The organism is Antrihabitans cavernicola (assembly GCF_008297975.1).
Lineage (GTDB): Bacteria > Actinomycetota > Actinomycetes > Mycobacteriales > Mycobacteriaceae > Antrihabitans > Antrihabitans cavernicola.
On record NZ_VLNY01000015.1, the window covers coordinates 13,802 to 28,358 of the forward strand.

Annotated in this window: 15 protein-coding genes; 7 read left to right on the top strand and 8 right to left on the bottom strand. The window is 64.0% G+C overall.

Annotated features, from left to right (window positions below):
- Position 1: 1 nt before the first annotated feature.
- Positions 2-586 carry a TetR/AcrR family transcriptional regulator gene (locus FOY51_RS22435; RefSeq protein ID WP_149432502.1) on the bottom strand — a complete coding sequence of 195 codons (585 nt, stop codon included), beginning with the start codon at positions 584-586 and terminating at the stop codon, positions 2-4.
- Between the two features lie 78 nt (positions 587-664).
- On the opposite strand from FOY51_RS22435, the gene FOY51_RS22440 reads away from it, so the two are divergent.
- The 5 genes from FOY51_RS22440 (at position 665) to FOY51_RS22460 (ending at position 5,950) form a co-directional block, all read left to right on the top strand.
- Positions 665-1,234, top strand: coding sequence for a dihydrofolate reductase family protein (locus tag FOY51_RS22440; protein WP_149432503.1), 570 nt, complete (start codon positions 665-667; stop codon positions 1,232-1,234).
- Between the two features lie 111 nt (positions 1,235-1,345).
- Positions 1,346-2,314, top strand: coding sequence for a pirin family protein (locus FOY51_RS22445; protein WP_149432504.1), 969 nt, complete (start codon positions 1,346-1,348; stop codon positions 2,312-2,314).
- A 182-nt stretch (positions 2,315-2,496) separates the two neighbouring features.
- Entirely contained in the window at positions 2,497-3,270 is a 774-nt protein-coding gene (locus FOY51_RS22450; RefSeq protein ID WP_235916650.1) for a pirin family protein, read from the top strand.
- A gap of 66 nt (positions 3,271-3,336) precedes the next feature.
- Entirely contained in the window at positions 3,337-3,930 is a 594-nt protein-coding gene (locus tag FOY51_RS22455; protein ID WP_149432506.1) for a DUF4190 domain-containing protein, read from the top strand.
- Between the two features lie 34 nt (positions 3,931-3,964).
- Positions 3,965-5,950, top strand: a complete 1,986-nt coding sequence (locus tag FOY51_RS22460; RefSeq protein ID WP_149432507.1) for a M13 family metallopeptidase — start codon at positions 3,965-3,967, stop codon at positions 5,948-5,950.
- Positions 5,951-5,988: 38 nt separating this feature from the next.
- Here the strand turns inward: FOY51_RS22460 and FOY51_RS22465 are convergent, their stop codons facing one another.
- The 4 genes from FOY51_RS22465 to FOY51_RS22480 all read right to left on the bottom strand — a co-directional run bounded on the left by FOY51_RS22465 (position 5,989) and on the right by FOY51_RS22480 (position 10,233).
- The gene (locus FOY51_RS22465; RefSeq protein ID WP_149432508.1) at positions 5,989-7,038 is read right to left on the bottom strand and encodes an ABC transporter ATP-binding protein; all 1,050 of its coding nucleotides are present in this window, start codon (positions 7,036-7,038) and stop codon (positions 5,989-5,991) included.
- Positions 7,039-7,117: 79 nt separating this feature from the next.
- Positions 7,118-8,428: an ABC transporter substrate-binding protein gene (locus FOY51_RS22470; protein WP_149432509.1), complete on the bottom strand. Its 1,311-nt coding sequence runs from the start codon at positions 8,426-8,428 to the stop codon at positions 7,118-7,120.
- Between the two features lie 27 nt (positions 8,429-8,455).
- Entirely contained in the window at positions 8,456-9,271 is an 816-nt protein-coding gene (locus FOY51_RS22475) for a carbohydrate ABC transporter permease (protein ID WP_149432600.1), read from the bottom strand.
- A gap of 35 nt (positions 9,272-9,306) precedes the next feature.
- Positions 9,307-10,233 carry a carbohydrate ABC transporter permease gene (locus FOY51_RS22480; protein ID WP_187776431.1) on the bottom strand — a complete coding sequence of 309 codons (927 nt, stop codon included), beginning with the start codon at positions 10,231-10,233 and terminating at the stop codon, positions 9,307-9,309.
- A gap of 127 nt (positions 10,234-10,360) precedes the next feature.
- On the opposite strand from FOY51_RS22480, the gene FOY51_RS22485 reads away from it, so the two are divergent.
- The gene (locus FOY51_RS22485; RefSeq protein WP_149432511.1) at positions 10,361-11,041 is read left to right on the top strand and encodes an alpha/beta hydrolase; all 681 of its coding nucleotides are present in this window, start codon (positions 10,361-10,363) and stop codon (positions 11,039-11,041) included.
- Here FOY51_RS22485 and FOY51_RS22490 read toward each other — a convergent pair.
- Positions 11,038-11,397 (bottom strand): YrdB family protein, encoded by a 360-nt coding sequence (locus tag FOY51_RS22490; RefSeq protein ID WP_149432512.1) that lies wholly within the window; start codon positions 11,395-11,397, stop codon positions 11,038-11,040. The genes FOY51_RS22485 and FOY51_RS22490 overlap by 4 nt on opposite strands.
- Before the next feature lie 48 nt (positions 11,398-11,445).
- On the opposite strand from FOY51_RS22490, the gene FOY51_RS22495 reads away from it, so the two are divergent.
- Complete coding sequence (locus FOY51_RS22495; RefSeq protein WP_187776432.1) at positions 11,446-12,033, top strand: SMI1/KNR4 family protein; 588 nt, start codon at positions 11,446-11,448, stop codon at positions 12,031-12,033.
- A 68-nt stretch (positions 12,034-12,101) separates the two neighbouring features.
- On the opposite strand, the gene FOY51_RS22500 is transcribed toward FOY51_RS22495, so the two are convergent.
- The gene (locus tag FOY51_RS22500) at positions 12,102-12,986 is read right to left on the bottom strand and encodes a L,D-transpeptidase (RefSeq protein WP_149432514.1); all 885 of its coding nucleotides are present in this window, start codon (positions 12,984-12,986) and stop codon (positions 12,102-12,104) included.
- A gap of 164 nt (positions 12,987-13,150) precedes the next feature.
- Positions 13,151-14,533 (bottom strand): cytochrome P450, encoded by a 1,383-nt coding sequence (locus FOY51_RS22505; protein ID WP_149432515.1) that lies wholly within the window; start codon positions 14,531-14,533, stop codon positions 13,151-13,153.
- Positions 14,534-14,557 lie beyond the last annotated feature (24 nt).

A 14,557-nucleotide genomic window follows, 5' to 3' on the forward strand; every position in this document is an offset into this window, starting at 1 on the left:
CTTACGGTACCGTAGGTTGGCCGTTCAGGACACGGCGGACAAGCTCGCGAACCACAGTCGCGGGTTCCAGCCCGGTGTCCATCGGCACGGTCAGCAGCTCGAACAGCAGTCCGTCCACGGCGTAGCGCAGCAACGCGATCTCCATCGGCCCACCGGCCAAGCCCGCCTGCCGATTGAATTCGACATCGAGTCGAAAGTTGCGCGCGAGAGTCTCGTGCAGGATCGACGCCAAACCCGGACGTCTGCTCGCCTCCAGGCGCAGCTCGAAGAGTGCGCGCATGACGTCGGGCTCACTTGTCGTCCGTTCGACGATGTACTCGATGTAGGCGATCGACAGATCGATGCCGGGCGGACGGTCCTCGAGCTGAGCAAGTCGGGCCACATCCGGAGCAAGCCGCTCGAATACTCGTTCACCCAACGCTCCGAGTAGCTCGTCGCGCGTCTTGAAGTAGTTGGCAGTCGTGCCCTGCGGCACGTCGGCAGCACCGTCGATCGCGCGATGAGTCAGACCGCGCGCACCCGCACTCGCAAGCACCTGCAATCCGGCGTCGGCCAACGACGCACGTCGTTCCGGGTTGGCCACCATGCGCCCAACGCTAGCACCAACCACAACAGTCGTGGTACTTTAACTACCACAGTTGTAGTAGTCGATCTGGAGGCCCACATGCGAGAGCTCACCTATTACGTCGCGTCCACGCTCGACGGATTCATCGCGGCGCCGGATGGATCGTTCGACGCCTTTGCACCCGATCCGCAGTTTCTGCAGTACATGGCGGCCGAGTTTCCCGAGACGCTGCCCGTGCACGCCCGCGGCCCACTCGGCATCGCCGAGGTACCGAACAAGCATTTCGACACCGTCGTGATGGGCCGCAAGACCTACGATCCCGCCGTCGAAGCCGGCTTGACCAGCGCATATCCGCACCTTCGCCAGTACGTCTTCTCGCGGACTCTCGGCCATGTCGACGATGCGTCGGTCACCGTCGTCGCAGGCAATCCCGTCGATACGGTCCGGGAACTCAAGAAGGAGAACGGCCTGGGCATCTGGCTGTGCGGCGGCGGCGAGTTGGCGGGGCAGCTCGCACCGGAGATCGATCGGCTGATCGTCAAGGTGAATCCAGTCGTGATCGGCTCGGGTACACCCCTGTTCACCCACGACTACCAGCCCCGATCATGGTCGCTCGTCGATGCCACCCCGCAGGCGGGCGGCGTCGCGGTGCTGCAGTACGAACGCTGATTCGCGCTCTAGAATCGAGGGTGACCTCGACCTCGGAATACCTGCCGACGGCTCGGGGTTGAGACAGGTACACTAGTTGAATCCTCAACTACTTCACCGAGGAGGAGCGACATGCCTGCCGTGACCGTAGAGAACATCTTGACCCTGCCGCGGATCGCCGAACCGGCACTGACTGCCCGGGCGCGTTCGGTCGCATCGGTCACGTCGGCACCGTCCGGTCACGAGGGCGAGGGATTCCCCGTCCGCCGTGCATTCGCAGGCGTGGATCTGCGCGCCCTGGATCCGTTCATCCACATGGATCAGATGGGCGAGGTGGAGTACGCACCCGGCGAGCCCAAGGGCACACCGTGGCATCCGCACCGCGGTTTCGAGACCGTGACCTACATGATCGACGGGATCATGGAGCACCAGGATTCCAACGGTGGCGGCGGCAGCATCGGCGGCGGCGACACTCAGTGGATGACTGCCGGTGCGGGCATTTTGCACATCGAGACCCCACCCGAACATCTGGTGCAGTCCGGCGGACTCTTTCACGGCGTGCAGCTGTGGGTGAACCTGCCCCGCGAAAACAAGCTCGCCGCTCCGCGCTACCAGGACATCACCGGCAGCAAGGTGGCACTGCTGTCCTCGCCCGACGGTGGCGCCTTGGTTCGGGTCATCGCGGGTGAGATAGCCGGACATTCCGGACCGGGTTCGACGCACACGCCGATCGCACTGTCCCACAGCACTATTGCACCCGGCGCTCGCGTGACTCTGCCGTGGAATCCGGACTTCAACGCGCTGGTCTACGTGTTGGCGGGCGCGGGCGCCGTCGGCGACGAGCGGCGACCGGTTCGCAAGGGTCAGCTTGCGGTGTTCGGCCACTCCGGCGACACCATCACCATCGCCGCGAACGACACACAGGACGCGAACACCGAGTCGCTCGAGGTGTTCGTTCTGGGCGGCAAGCCGATTCGTGAACCCGTTGCCATGGCTGGACCGTTCGTGATGAACACACGCGCCGAGGTGCTGCAGGCGTTCGAGGATTTCCAGGCCGGCAGGCTCGGTTCGATCCCGGCAGCACACGAGGCGATCAACTGACGTCGAATCCGTTTCCTTGCAACATGATTGGCTGACGACGCAACACCGCATCGTCAGCCCATCAGATATCGGCTTCGACACCGGCGCATCACAAAGTGGATCTTTGGCAGGAAATTTTGTGCTCGAAACGTCGAGACCTCGTAGTCTGTAAGTGGACGGGGATGGCGCGAAGGAGGACGGGAGTGGCTGCACCCGCTCGACCACACATCGACGTTCACCGTGGCGGCGATCGCCTGAAAACCCGCGTCTCCTGGTTGAATTCGAAACACTCGTTCTCGTTCGGCCAGCACTACGATCCGGACAACACGCACCACGGGATCCTGCTCGTGAACAACGACGACGTGGTGCTCCCCGGTGAAGGATTCGACACCCACCCGCATCGCGACATGGAGATCGTCACGTGGGTGTTGAGTGGCAGCCTGGTGCACCAGGACTCGATCGGTAATTCCGGCGTCATCTACCCGGGGCTTGCGCAACGGATGAGCGCGGGCTCCGGAATTCTGCATTCCGAGCGCAACGACTCGTGGCGGATCAGCAACGCCGATACCCATTCCGAACCCGTGCACTTCATCCAGATGTGGGTGCCCCCGGATGAGCCGGGTATAGCTCCCGGATACCAACAACTCGAAGTTGCAGACCAGCTGGACAACGGCGATCTGCTGCCGATCGCATCCGGAATGCAGCGACACAGCGGCGAGACCGCCATCGCGATCCACAACAAGCATGCGGCGCTGCACGTGACGCGATTGCACCCCGGCAGATCGGTCGTGTTGCCGGACGCACCGTTCCTGCATGTTTTCGTCGCACGCGGCGAGGCGAGCTTGGAGGGCACCGGCACGCTCTACGAAGGCGACGCGGTTCGGCTCAGCAATTCCGGTGGTCAGCGGCTGGAATCCGCGGTGGGCGCCGAGGTCCTCGTGTGGGAGATGCACGCACGAATCGGTGGAGCCGCATAGCAACCGAGCCCGAGCCCATGTGGGCGATTTCTCCGATACGATCAGCTTCCGACCGAGGAGATCCCCATGTCAGATCAGCCTCCGTATTCGCCGCAGGGGCCGTACGGACAGCAGCCCTACGGCCAACAACCCTATGGTCAGCAGCCCCACGGCCAGCAGCCATACGGGCAACAGCCGTACGGACAGCAACCGTACGGTCAGCCGCCGCAGGCACCGCCGTACTACTCGGGCGGTGGACCGCCGTACGGGCAACAACCGCAGCAGGGTGGCAGCGGGCTCGCGATCGGTGCGCTGATCTGCGCCATCATCGGCATCTTGACGTGCTGGACGGTGATCGGCGGCATCGTCCTCGGCATCGTCGCGCTGATCCTCGGGCTCATCGCGCGGTCCAAGGCGAAGAAGGGCGAGTCGGGCGGGGCAGGCATGTCGCTCGCGGCGGTCATCCTCGGCCTACTGGCGATCGTGCTGTCGATCGTGCTGATCGTGGTCGGTGTCGGTCTGTTCAAGAAGGCCGGCGGCGACGACCTGATCGACTGCATGAACAAGGCGGGCAACAACTCGTCCGAGCAGCAGAAGTGCGCCGACGAATTCAAGACCAACATCGAGAACAACTTCGACGTGACCATTCCCCAGGAGCCCAGTTTCGCGCCCGGACCCTGACATCGCTCGAATTCTCTTCGGCATACTGGAGCGCGTGACTTCCGACGCGAACACACAGGCGGAACATTCCGGCATCGATCTCGGCTACCTCGACGAGGCCACGCGCGTGCAGGACGACCTGTTCGTCCACGTGAACGGCCGCTGGCTCGAGGACTACCAGATCCCCGGTGACCGTGCGGTCGACGGCGCCTTCCGCTCGCTCTACGACCAGGCCGAGATCGACGTGCAGACGATCATCACAGAAGCAGCAGACGCGAAGGCTGCGCCCGGAACGGACGCGCAACGGATCGGCGATCTGTTCAGCAGCTTCATGGACGCGGACGCGGTGGAAGCCGCCGGTCTCGCTCCGATCGCCGACGAGTTGGCGGCCGTCGCAGGTGCTGCCGATGCCGACGCCCTCGCCGCCGTGGTCGGCACCCAGCAACGGACCGGAATCGGTGGCGGTGTCGGCGGATACGTCGACACCGATGCGAAGAACTCGGCGCGGTATCTGATGCATCTCACGCAGTCGGGCATCGGCTTGCCGGACGAGTCGTACTACCGCGAGGACACTCACGCCGAGATCCGCACCGCCTACGTCGCGCACATCGCGACCATGTTCGACCTTGCAGGCGTCGATCACGATGCGCAGCGGGTCTTCGATCTGGAAACCAAGATCGCCGCCGAGCACTGGGACGTGGTGAAACGCCGCGACGCCGAGCTGAGCTACAACCTCGTCACATTCGACGCGCTGGTCGCCGACAACCCCGGATTCGATTGGGCCGCATGGGCAGCCGCATCGACGCCCGAGGGCACCGCCGCCGATGCGCTGTTCGCCGAGCTCGTGGTGAGTCAGCCCAGTTTCGTCAAGGGGTTCGCCGCGTTGTGGTCGTCCGAGCCGCTCGACGACTGGAAGGCCTGGGCGACCTGGCGGGTGATCCATTCCCGCGCGCCGTTCTTGACGTCGGCGCTGGTGGACGAAAACTTCGCGTTCTACGGCAAGACGCTCACCGGCACCGAGGTCAATCGCGAACGATGGAAGCGCGGCGTCTCGCTGGTCCAGGACGTACTCGGCGAGGCCGTCGGCAAGCTGTACGTGGAGCGACACTTCCCGGCCGATGCCAAGGCTGCGATGATCGACCTGGTCGCAAACCTGCAGGAAGCGTACCGCCGCAACATCTCCGGGCTGGAGTGGATGAGTCCGCAGACGCGGGAGAAGGCGCTGGAGAAACTGGAGAAATTTACCCCGAAGATCGGTTACCCCGACAAGTGGCGTGACTACTCCGACGTGAGCATCACCGCCGACGATCTGGTCGGCAACTACCGGCGCGGCTACCTTGCCGATCACGATCGCGATCTGCACAAGCTCGGCGGACCGGTCGACCGCGACGAGTGGTTCATGACGCCGCAGACCGTGAACGCCTATTACAACCCGGGGATGAACGAAATCGTCTTCCCCGCAGCAATTCTGCAGCCCCCGTTCTTCGACGCTAACGCCGACGATGCCGCGAATTACGGTGGCATCGGTGCCGTGATCGGCCACGAGATCGGGCACGGGTTCGACGACCAGGGCGCGAAGTACGACGGCGACGGCAACATGGTCGACTGGTGGACGGACGACGATCGCACCGAGTTCGGCAAACGCACGAAGGCCCTGATCGACCAGTACGACACCTTCGAGCCGAAAGCCCTGCCCGGGCACAAGGTCAACGGCGAGTTCACCATCGGCGAGAACATCGGCGATCTCGGTGGCCTGTCGATCGCGGTGGAGGCGTACAAGATCGCACTGGACGGCAAGGAGGCTCCAGTACTGGACGGACTCACCGGCCTGCAGCGGGTGTTCTTCGGCTGGGCGCAGGTGTGGCGCACCAAGGCGCGCAACGAAGAAGCGTTGCGCCGCTTGGCAATCGACCCGCACTCACCGCCCGAGTTTCGCTGCAACGGCGTCGTTCGCAACCTCGACAGCTTCCACGACGCCTTCGACGTCACCGCCGACGATGCGTTGTACCTCGATCCTGATCAGCGCGTCCGCATCTGGTGACTGTGCGTGAAGTTGGGTGCCCTGGCACCCAACTTCACTCACAGGCGGGTAGCGCTCTCGGGCGAAAAGAAGTACACCTCGTCGGATTTGGGTCGTAGATGCAGGCGCTCCCCCAGCCGCACAGACAGCTTCCGATCGACTCTGGCGACCACGCGCCCGACCGGACTCGTCGCGTAGACGAACGACTCGGCGCCGAGCTCCTCCAGCAATTCGGCGTCGACCGCCAGCGTCTCACCTTCGCCGACCAGCTCCCAGGACTCGGGGCGGACGCCGACGATCACACGCTCACCCGCGTTGCGCGGCACCGGAATCCGGAGGTCGCCCAATTCTGCGACACCGTCGGCGACCGGCGCTTCGAGCAGGTTCATGCCCGGAGCGCCGATGAACGATGCGACGAAGGTGTTGACCGGGTTGTCGTAGAGCTCACGCGGCTTGTCGATCTGCTGCAGCTTTCCGTCCCGCAGCACAGCAACGCGATCGCCCATCGTCATCGCTTCCACCTGATCGTGGGTGACGTAGACGGTGGTGGTGCCGAGCCTGCGCTGCAATCCGGCGATCTGCGATCGGGTGCTCACCCGCAGCTTGGCATCGAGGTTGGACAGCGGCTCGTCCATGCAGAACACCTTGGGCTGCCGCACGATTGCGCGTCCCATCGCTACGCGCTGCCGCTGACCGCCGGACAGTTTGGCCGGCTTGCGGTCGAGCAAGTCGTCGAGTTCGAGGATCGACGCCGCCTGACGCACCCGAGTGAGCGTGTCCTCCTTGCTCATTCCCGCGTTGCGCAACGCGAAGCCCATGTTCCCGGCGACCGTCATGTTCGGATACAGCGCATAACTCTGAAAGACCATGGCCACGTCACGCGCGCGAGGCGGTAGCGACGTCACATCCAGTCCACCGATCTCGATGCGGCCGCTCTCGACGGACTCGAGGCCGGCCAGCATTCGCAGACTGGTCGACTTTCCGCAGCCGGACGGGCCGACCAGCACGATGAACTCGCCGTCGGCGATATCGAGTTCGAGCTGGTCGACGGCTGGACCGTCAGCACCCGGATAGCGATGCGTGACAGCGGAATAGTGGACGGTAGCCACGGTGCCTCCCTTCGGTCGGCAGGTGAGCGTTTAATTGGTCCCTATCCCAACTTTCCGCTCACCTGCGGCGTAGCCGCAGCTACTTCGGCAGCTTCGGCGTGATCTGACGGTCGATGATCTGCTGCAGCTGGCCGCTGACATTGGCGAATGTCGAGGTGACATCGGCATTCTGCAGCGCGATCTGCTCTAGACCGGTGCCGATGATCTGGTCGCCGCCGGGGACGAACACTCGGGCGTAGTCCTGCGAACGCGTTCGCGGCAGCTGATCGATCGCCACCTTGGAGCGCGGGTTCTTCGCCAGGTAGTCCTTTTCGCTCGGATCGTCCACCGCCGACTTGCGCACCGGCATGTAGCCGACGTTCTGCGAGAAGTACGCCGTGTTCTCGGTATTGGTGATGAAGTCGATGAACTTGAGCGCGTTGAGCTTCCGCTCGTCGGAGATCTTCGCCGGAATGGCCAGGCCTGCACCACCGGTGGGGCAGCCGGGCGTGCCGTCGGCCGCGGGCAGGAACGCGGTACCGAAATCGAACTTCGCGTTCTTGGTGATGCCGGACAGGTCCCCTGTCGAGGCGATGGTCGAGGCCAAGATGCCCGCACCGAAATCGGTTGCGATGCTGTTGGATACGGCGGCGTACTTCTTGGTGTGGATCATGTCGCGCAGGAAATTGCCTGCGGCGATGGTCTTCTCGTCGTTGAACTTCAGGTTCCACTTGTCCGAGTACGACCCGCCGAAGGTCCAGATCGGCCCCTCGAACGTCCACGCGAGGTAGTCCTTCGCGTTGCCCCAACCATGGGCGAGCTTGCCGTCGCCGACGACGCGCTGGAGTTCCGGACCCCACTGGTCGAATTCCTGCCACGACGACGGACCACGATCAGGCAGACCGGCCTGCGACCACACCTGCTTGTTGTAGTAGAACAACGGCGTCGACCTGGCGTAGGGCAGCGCGTAATGCTTGCCGTTGAAGACGTAGTCGGAAACCAGCGAGTCGACGTAGTCCGCCGTGTTGACACCGGCCGCGGCGAAGTGGTCGTCGAGCGGCTCGATCGCACCGATCAGCGCGTAATTGAACCACCAGACATCCGACAGCACAACGACATCCGGAACATCACCGCCGGAGAGTGCCGCATTGAACTTCTGCGACACCTCCTCGTAGTTCTTGCCACCGTCGATCAGGTTGACCTTCAGGTCGGGGAACTTGGCTTCGAAACGCTTGATCAGTTCCTTCTCCACATCCGTGGAGGTGCCGGGGTGATTGGACCAGAAGTTGATGGTCTTGGAGTCGCCGCTCGACGATCCCCCCGAACCCGAACCGGCGCAGGCCGTCAATGCGGCACCCGCTGCGACGGCTCCGGTGAGGCCGAGGAATCCGCGGCGATTGATGTAGGTCATCTGCGCTCCTGAATCGATGTAGTAGAGCTATCCCTTGACCGCACCGGAGGTGAGGCCCTTGATCATGTGGCGTTGCAGCAGAAGGAAAACGACGAGGATCGGCAGCATCGCCAGCACCGTTCCCGCCATGACGGGGCCCCAGTTCGTGACGCTCGGATTCTCGGTGTTCTGCAGTATCGACAAGCCGACCGGGAGCGGCGCCACCGAGGAGTCGTCGGTCATCAGGAACGGCCACAGGTACTCGTTCCACTCGTTGACCACGGTGATGATGCCGAATGCCACCATCGTCGGCCCGGACATCGGCAACACCACCCGCGTCAGTAGGCGCCACGAGCGCGCACCGTCCATACGCGCCGCCTCGATCACCTCGGCGGGGAGCGACAGGAAATGGTTGCGCATCAGGAAGGTGCCGAACGCAACGCCGCACAGCGGAACGATGATGCCCTGGAACGTGTTTCGCCAGCCCAACTGGGCGATCAACGCGTAGTTGGAAATCACCGTGATCTGATTCGGCACCATCAGGGCAGCAATGATGGCGAGGAACACGATGTTCTTGCCGGGGAAGCGCAAGAACACCAAACCGTAGGCGCTGAACACGCCGAGTGCGAACTTCACCGCCGAAATGATCGACGTGATGATCAGCGAGTTCCGCAGGAAGATCCAGAACGGCACAGTCGAGGTTGCGGTTGCGTAGTTCTCCGGATGGAACGAGTGCGGCCACCACACCGACGGCTGCACGTAGATGTCGGGCCGCTCCTTGAACGACGTGACGACGATCCAGTACAGCGGCAATCCGACCAGAATCAATACGCACACCATCGCGCCATAGCCCAGCGCGGTCATCCCGCGTCGGCGTCGTCGGTAGCTCGAAACCTCGCTCACAACTCCCCTCGATCCATGATGCGCACCTGAAAGACGGTGATGGCCAACAGAACCAGAAACATGATGGTCGCGACGGTTGCGCCGTAGCCTGCTCGGAAGTTTCGAAACGATTCGTTGTAGACCTGATAGACCATCGTGGTGGTGCCGGTGCCCACCGGACCGCCACGCGTCATGACGCTGATGATGTCGAAGACCTGCAGCGAGTTCAGCATCACCGTGATGGACAGGAAGTAGGTAGTCGGCCGCAGCTGCGGCAGCAGCACCCGCCGAAACGTCGCCCACCTACTGGCACCGTCGATCTCCGCGGCCTCGAGCAACTCCTGCCGAACCCCTTGCAGCGCAGCGAGGTAGATGACGAAGGTGTAGCCGAGGTTCTTCCACATGTAGGTGACGGTGATCATGAACAGAGCCCATTTGGGCTCCTGATAGAAATCGGGGACAGACAGCCCGACGCGATGCAGCAGGTCTTGCACCAGTCCGAAATTGGGGTCGAAGACGAACTGGAACGCCACGCCGATTGCAGCACCGGAGATGACGAACGGAGCGAAGATCGCCGACCGAACCAGATTGCGGCCCCGCAGTTTCCGATCCAGCAGCAGCGCGAGCGCCAACCCGATCAACATGCTGCCGACGACGGTGGCAACGGTGAAGACGACGGTGTTGCTCACAATCTGCCACGTGTCCGAGCGACCCCACCATTCGCGGTAGTTACTCAGCCCGATGAAGGTGGCGACAGGATCGGAGATGTTCCAGTCGAAGAACGAGAGCCGGATGTTGTCGATCAGCGGGCGATAGGTGAACACGCCGAGCAGCACCAGGTTCGGCCCGACCAGGACTGTAAACAGTGCGTAGTCCTGCCACGGTCTGCCACGCAACCCACGCCGATTCGGCAGTGGAAGCGTACGTTCCGGACTTGGTGACACCGCGGCAGCCTTGCCGCCCTGTGCCAACCATCGGTGAAATCGGGGCTCCGCAAAGTTGAACGGTGTGCATCCACACGGCGCACTCGCCAGGATTGACATCGACCGACCACCGGGATTTGCTACGTGGGTGACCGACAGCACCGCAGGCGAGTTCGTCACCGAGACATTCGATTACGACGGTGGCAGGCAAGTCACCGTCTACGTTCCGCCCCGGCCGCCGGACGCCGTCGTGTTCGCCGGTGACGGCGCATCGATCGCGCGCTGGGGTGCAGTGCTCGAACGATCCGATGTCACATCCACGATGATCGTCGGCGTTCACCGCGCTGGTGACGACACGCTTCGACTCCACGAGTACTCACCGGATTTCGCCCCGAGCCGGTTCGACGCTCACGCGAGGTTCTTCGTCGACGAGGTCTGTCCATGGACAGCGGCGCGGTTCGACCTTGTGCTACCCAGCGAGCGAACGGCCGTGTGTGGGGCGTCGGCGAGCGGCGAACTTGCACTCGCTCTGGGGCTTCGGCGTCCCGATGTGTTCGGTGCCATCTTCTGCGCGTCGCCCGGTGCAGGCTATCGACCGCCTGCAGACCTGCCGAGTCCGGCGCCGCGTACGTACCTGGTCGCAGGCACGTCGGAGCCGTTCTTCCTCGACAACGCAATGCGATGGGCCGCAGCGCTCGGGGCCGCGGGTGCCGACGTGGTAATGGTCGAGCGGCCAGGGGCCCACGGTGACCCGTTCTGGCAGGAAGAGTTGCCGCTCATGCTCGCGTGGGCGTTCGGAGACCAGGTACGGCGCAGTCAGGTGAACTAACTTCGGCCGCGGGACAGCATGCCGAACACCCCGATCGCGACTACGGCGAACCCGATTCCCCACCAGGGCATTCCGGCGGCGACGCAGATGACAGCGGTGGTCGCGAACAGCACCGTCTGCACCAGTAAGCGTGCCGGGTTGGCGAGCCGCCGCGTCGACGTCGGCGCCATCCAGATTCCCCACACGACACCGGCCGCGACGGGAAGAACGATCAGCGCAATCACTTTTGCCGGCGTCGCATCGAACAAGCGCCAGCCCGCGATCGCAAGGAGGACCAGCATCGCCATCTCGCACGCGAAGGCCACCACATCGAGCGGACCCGGCGTCGTTGTCCGAGATTCTGGCCGTGGGGTCATGTTCGGATAGTAGGCGCGCAGGGGGTGGGATGTGGAAAGTTCACGGGTGTGATCGCCGACCGCTTCCGCACCATCCTGGATTTCTACGAACGCGAACTTCCGATCCAGCGCGCGGAGTACTCCCCCGCCGCCGACACCGCCGAGCTGGAGCGGCTACCTCCGCAATTGGTACCGCTCTTCGAGCTGTGCAACGGCACCGGCAGCTCCGGCGGATTCTTCGGCAACGACCTCCTGTCCGTCGCCGGACTCGAAGCGAGCCGCTCGGAATGGGAGCTGATCATCGCATCGTCGGACGATCCCGACGGCGACTATCACGACGTCATCGAGAGTCGGTCGCCTGACGCGGTGTCTGCGCTGTACTGGAAGACCGGCTGGGTGCCGTTCTCCGTCGACGGCGGAGGAAACGGTTTCGCTCTGGACCTGGCACCCGAACCGGGCGGCACGATCGGTCAGATCATCAACTACGGTCCGGACGAGGACTACCGGGTCGTGGTGGCCGACTCACTGGAATCGTTCTTCGACAAGATCGTCGCACTGTTGGACGCAGGGGCGGCCGTCGTCGATCGAGATGCAGGCTGGGTGAACTTCGTCGTCGATGGGCGCGAGACCCATCTGCTGACCGCGCTGCGTGCCTAGAGCAAAGAAAACTCGCCCAGGGCTCTCGTGAGCCTGGGCGAGTTGTTCTTACGAGCGAAAGGGCGCTATCAGGCGCCCTGGATGGTGACGTTGTCGCCTGCGCGCACGTTGTCGAAGAACCACTTGGCGTTCTCGGTGCTCAGGTTGATGCAGCCGTGGCTCACGTTCTGGTGGCCCTGCTGATCGACCGACCACGGTGCGGCGTGGACGAACACACCGTCCCAGGTGATGCGGGTGGCCCAGTCGACGTCCAGCTTGTAGCCCTCCGGCGAATCGACCGGCACGCCGTAGGTGGACGAATCCATCACCATGTGCGGAAGCTTCTCCAGCACCGGGAACGTGCCGTTGGGCGACTCGTGGCCCGGCTTGCCGAACGCGGCCGGGAACGTCTTCACGGTGTCGCCACCGATCTTGACCATGAACTTGTGGGTGGACGCGTCGCCGAGGCCCTCGAAGACGTCACTGACCTGGAATGCGGTATGCGCACCCTGGGCGTCGACGTTGACGGTGGTGCCACGCGGCCAGTAGCTGTCCGGGCTCCACTTCAGCGAGCTGTCGTCGATCCAGTCGAAGTGACCGGGTGTGCCGCTGGAGGAGTTGATCTTGACCGCGGCTTCGGCAGCCGAACGGTCGGTGACCGGCGCGCTGTAGTGGATGTCGATGGCGCGAAGGCCGCCGACTACCTCACCGTTGGCCGGGCTGAGGCTCGGCGCCTGCGGTGCGGGCGGAAGGATTTCCTTCGGGACCGCAGGAAGCGGCGGCAGCTGCGCGCCCGGGGGAATCAACGAAGGAACACCGGGGATATCCGGGCCGCCGGGCCAGATCGGATCGGCCTGAGCGGGACCTGCCAGCGCCAAGCCGGTAGCGGCAACGCCGACGATCGCGAGGCCGATGCGGGCACTCCGACGGCTCACCCGCGGGGAGTCGCTCGTACGCACATGCTTCAGTCTCATACTTTTCCCTGCCATTCTTTGTCCCTCGTTCGCACGCACTCGCGAGCGGAGATTCAGCGGTAATTGGGTCCCGACCCATAGCCATTAACACATAACGATATGGCATAGGCCAATCGCAATGCGCCTCAGAGGGTCACTACTGGTGCTCATGTGACACGAGTAACTCAATGAGGCAAAAATTCGTTCGCTGTCTTCATGTCATCGACCTCGAAAATAATTGAACGCCTCGGGCTCGTCGCGATGTTGTGCGGAACCGAAATCGGCGCCGGACGACGGAGCGCTCGCGCGGGCAGCGCGAGGCGCGCACGCGAGAGAATCGTCGCGACGACGATCCGCATCTCGTACTCGGCAAGAGCGAAGCCGACACAACGACGGTGCCCCCCGCCGAAGGGTGCGTACTCGAACGGGGTGAACCGGGCGCCGACGAACCGGTCGGGGTCGAACGCCGTCGGATCCGTCCACACGTCGCGGTGCGAGTGCAGCAGCGGCAACACGATGCCGACTATGCCGCCCGCCGGTGCCGCGAATCCGTCGACCGTGAGCGGCTCGGTGAGTTTGCGCAGAATGATGGGCACGGCCGGATGCAGGCGCAGCGTCTCGTGGCATACGGCGTCCAGATAGGGCAGTTTCGCGATCAGCTCCGGCGCCGGATCCGGACCGAGGGACTCGATCTCGTCGAGCACGCGTTCCAGAACGTCGGGGGCGCGGAGGAGATGAAACAGCGCCCAGGTCACCGACGTCGCCGTCGTTTCGTGCCCGGCAACCAGCAGCGAACGCAGTTGTTCTCGCAGATCCGCGTCGTCGATCGCGGAGCCGTCCTCGTAGCGCGAAGCGAGAAGCATGCTGAGGATGTCGGTGCGGTCCGAGTCGACCTCGGAGCGCCGGTGTGCGACGTCCTCGGCGAGCAACGCGTCGAATTCGGCACGGAGCCGCACGAACCTGTCCCACGGGCCATGCCCAAGCAGGCTTCGCCGCAGGACGGGGGCCAGCATCAACGCGCCCGTGTAGGAGCCGAGGAAATCGGCGACGGTGCGGGTGTACTCGTCGCGTCGGGCATGGCTGTCCACACCGAAGACAGCTTCGAGAATGACGCGCAGCGTGATGGCCCGCGATGCTGCCCGCGCATCGATGCGGTCGCCGGCCTTCCACGTCGACATCTCCTGAACCGCGGAGTCGCGAATCAGGCGCCCGTACGCGCGCATCCGCTCACCGTGAAACGGTGGCATCATCAGCGCCCGGTCACGACGATGCCGCTCACCGGAGATCAGGATCATCGAGGCGTCGCCCACGAGCGGGCCGATCGGGTTGGGTCGTGGCGGTTCCAGAATGTCCACCGGTGCGCGAAACACGTCGCGTGCACCGTCGGGATTGCTGGTGAACAGCACAGGTGTGAATCCGGGAAAACGAACGAGGAACGTGTCACCGTCGCGTGCGCGTCGCCACCTGAAGTACCGGTCGGGGTTCAGGCTCGCGGCGATCGCATGCACGACGGAGAGCCGGGGCGCGCGCGGCGGCGTTCCGGCCGGTCGAATTGTCGTGACTGCCATAGAAACATCACGAGACAGCGACCC

Coding starts and splice junctions, on each gene's coding strand:
- FOY51_RS22505 (WP_149432515.1), bottom strand. CDS start 14,533: ATGGCAGTCACGACAATTCGACCGGCCGGAACGCCGCCGCGCGCGCCC.
- FOY51_RS22440 (WP_149432503.1), top strand. CDS start 665: ATGCGAGAGCTCACCTATTACGTCGCGTCCACGCTCGACGGATTCATC.
- FOY51_RS22500 (WP_149432514.1), bottom strand. CDS start 12,986: ATGAGACTGAAGCATGTGCGTACGAGCGACTCCCCGCGGGTGAGCCGT.
- FOY51_RS22455 (WP_149432506.1), top strand. CDS start 3,337: ATGTCAGATCAGCCTCCGTATTCGCCGCAGGGGCCGTACGGACAGCAG.
- FOY51_RS22445 (WP_149432504.1), top strand. CDS start 1,346: ATGCCTGCCGTGACCGTAGAGAACATCTTGACCCTGCCGCGGATCGCC.
- FOY51_RS22435 (WP_149432502.1), bottom strand. CDS start 586: ATGGTGGCCAACCCGGAACGACGTGCGTCGTTGGCCGACGCCGGATTG.
- FOY51_RS22470 (WP_149432509.1), bottom strand. CDS start 8,428: ATGACCTACATCAATCGCCGCGGATTCCTCGGCCTCACCGGAGCCGTC.
- FOY51_RS22490 (WP_149432512.1), bottom strand. CDS start 11,397: ATGACCCCACGGCCAGAATCTCGGACAACGACGCCGGGTCCGCTCGAT.
- FOY51_RS22475 (WP_149432600.1), bottom strand. CDS start 9,271: ATGACCGCGCTGGGCTATGGCGCGATGGTGTGCGTATTGATTCTGGTC.